This window comes from Moorena sp. SIO3B2, assembly GCF_010692525.1.
Taxonomy (GTDB): domain Bacteria; phylum Cyanobacteriota; class Cyanobacteriia; order Cyanobacteriales; family Coleofasciculaceae; genus Moorena; species Moorena producens.
The window spans coordinates 1-2,613 of sequence record NZ_JAAHHE010000633.1; the positions used below are offsets into that span (position 1 = coordinate 1).

The following is a 2,613-nucleotide window of genomic DNA, read 5'->3' on the forward strand; positions in this document are numbered from 1 at the left end:
TTCATTTGCGCCCCCCCCACCCTGCACCCGATCCGAACTCACTCTTCACCAGCTCGCAGGCTCTCAGCCCTCCGCCCTCAGCCCTCAGCCCTCAGCCCTCAGCCCTCCGCCCTCAGCCCTCAGCCCTCAGCCCTCAGCCCTCAGCCCTCAGCCCTCAGCCCTCAGCCCTCAGCCCTCAGCCCTCAGCCCTCAGCCCTCAGCCCTCAGCCCTCAGCCCTCAGCCTTTAGCCCTCAGCCTTTAGCAGATAACTGATAACTAATAGCACCTCAAGTAGCGTGCCCTTAAGCTGATAGCTGATAGCTGATAGCTGATAGCTGATAGCTGATAGCTGATAGTTGATAGCTGATAGTTGATAGCTGATAGCTGATAGCTGATAGCTGATAGTTGATAGCTGATAGCTGATAGCTGATAGCTGATAGCTGATAGCTGATAGCTGATAGCTAATAGCTAATAGCTGATAGCTGATAGTTGATAGCTGATAGCTGATAGCTGATAGCTGATAGCTGATAGCTGATAGCTGATAGCTAATAGCTGATAGCTGATAGCTGATAGCTGATAGCTGATAGCTGATAGCTAGTTTTATTAGTACTCAAACGGTCCTAACGGCTCATCATCTTCCTCAGACAGGTCGATGGGTTTGTAATCCACATAATCGTTTTGGTCTGAGTAGTTAGAGGATGTTTCCTCCCTTGGGGTGGTACGACGCTTTCTTTCCCTTGAGGCTATCTGTGAGTCATAGTTTTCTGAGTCATAGTTTTCTATAGATTCACGACCGGAACGGCTACGGCGAACGGGTCTGTCTTCTCTATCTCTATCTAGATCTCTGTCTAGATCTCTGTCTAGATCCCGATCTAACTTAGCCTCCCAAGTGTCTACAGATCGTTCTACAGGTCGTTCCACAGATTGTTCCGAAGGACGAGAACGTCTACTACGAGATGGTCTGTCTTCCCAATCACTATCTAACTGAGCCTGCCAGGTCTCTCTAGGTCGTTCTGAAAACTGACCATTAGAACGAGGGCGGCGTTTACGCGATCGCTCTTCTAGCCTGGATTCCTCTGAACTCCCTCGACTCCTTGGTGGACGGCGGGTTTCTGCTTCATAACGGTCTATGCGCCTTTCCCTGGAATCTGCTGTGGGCCGCAAGCGAGGGTTGGAGTATTGCTCCTCTACCGGCTCTAGTTCATCGTATTCATCATAAACATTAGCCTCTTGTGGTTCTTCGCGGTAATAGTTACGGCTAACTGGTCGCTGGCGGTCTTCAAACCCAGCATCTTCCCGGGCTTTTTTAGTGGCAACGCCCCGTAACCGCAGACTTTCCACACCAAAAAATATTGCTGTACCGCTCAACAACAGCTGACTCAACTGCAAAATTGGATCGAGTCGCCATCCCTGAGTCACCAGAATAAAGCCACAAACTACCCCGACCACAGTGAAAAAGATATCATGGTCTCTGGCTAGTTCTGGACGGACCGAGCGCAGGAAATAGAGTCCTGCTCCGGCAAGCATCAAGAATATGCCCAAAAGGCTAGCTGAATTAAACCCAAAATTTACCATTGCTACTCTCCTATGGTCAGTTTTATGGTAGCGAGTTATTGGTCTTACACTCTACTGTAACTGGAGAACAACCATTTTACTCCTGGATCAGGAGAGATTCTGAATACAAAAATTGAGCGGGTTGTGAACCCACTCAATTTCCTGCTATCGAAGCTCCGCCTTACTTCGTTGAAGGCATAGATAGTAGGGATTTCGTTATGAGCGTTGGATCTTATCGCTCTGGCTAAAGACGATTAGTGCCACAGTGGCAGGAATAACCACAATGGCAGTACCCAAAAGTAAACTCCACAAAAAGTTGGCTAATGAAGGTGTCATAAAAACTCCTAGTTAATTTGTAAATCTTGTTTGTGATGCTCCTACACTTCCCAATCGGGTAAGTGTTAGACATGATTGCTTTCCCCCATGCCACTGCCGGTTCCCTATTGGAGCAGAGGTGAGGCTTGGTGAGGGGTGAACTAAGAACATGATACTATTATTGAGAAAGTTTAAATTAAATTAACTACAATCACAAGGACGCCCGTAAGCCACCTACCCACCTAAGGCGGCACGTAAGCTATCAGCTATCAGTTATCAGCTATCAGCTTATCGGTTAGGTCACAGGCTGGAAGCCTGTGCCACGGTAATCTTCGCGCAGCGTGCCCGTAGCGCAATCGGCGCTTTTGAATAAAATAAGCTGACCACTGACCACTGACCACTGACTGCTCACCGCTCACCGCTCACCGCTGACGGTGCCACCAGCAATACATTTGTGATCATTAAGATTAAATAAGCCATGACTGCTGCTACGATTGCTATCTGGACTCTTGGTCCGTTACTCGGACTAATGATCTTTTTGTTTATCTTTCGCATTGTTCTGACCTGGTATCCTCAGGTAGACCTAAATCGTTTGCCATTTAATCTAGTAGCTTGGCCAACGGAACCCTTTTTAGTGCCAATGCGCAAAATTGTGCCTCCCATTGGTGGGGTTGATATTAGCCCAATTATTTGGGTAGGGATTTTCAGCCTGCTGCGGGAAATTCTTTTAGGTCAGCAGGGAATCCTGAGGATGATGATCTAGA

The 2,613-nt window shown here is 48.0% G+C and carries 3 protein-coding genes; 1 reads left to right on the plus strand and 2 read right to left on the minus strand.

Annotated elements, in window-relative coordinates:
• Nucleotides 1-583: 583 nt before the first annotated feature.
• Nucleotides 584-1,555 (minus strand): Ycf66 family protein, encoded by a 972-nt coding sequence (locus F6K38_RS39160; RefSeq protein WP_287360317.1) that lies wholly within the window; start codon nt 1,553-1,555, stop codon nt 584-586.
• 195 nt (nt 1,556-1,750) lie between these two features.
• A complete protein-coding gene (gene psbX, locus F6K38_RS39165; protein WP_071986908.1) occupies nt 1,751-1,870 on the minus strand; it encodes a photosystem II reaction center X protein in 120 nt (39 codons plus the stop codon).
• A 457-nt stretch (nt 1,871-2,327) separates the two neighbouring features.
• On the opposite strand from psbX, the gene F6K38_RS39170 reads away from it, so the two are divergent.
• Nucleotides 2,328-2,612, plus strand: coding sequence for a YggT family protein (locus F6K38_RS39170; protein ID WP_008186608.1), 285 nt, complete (start codon nt 2,328-2,330; stop codon nt 2,610-2,612).
• Nucleotide 2,613 lies beyond the last annotated feature (1 nt).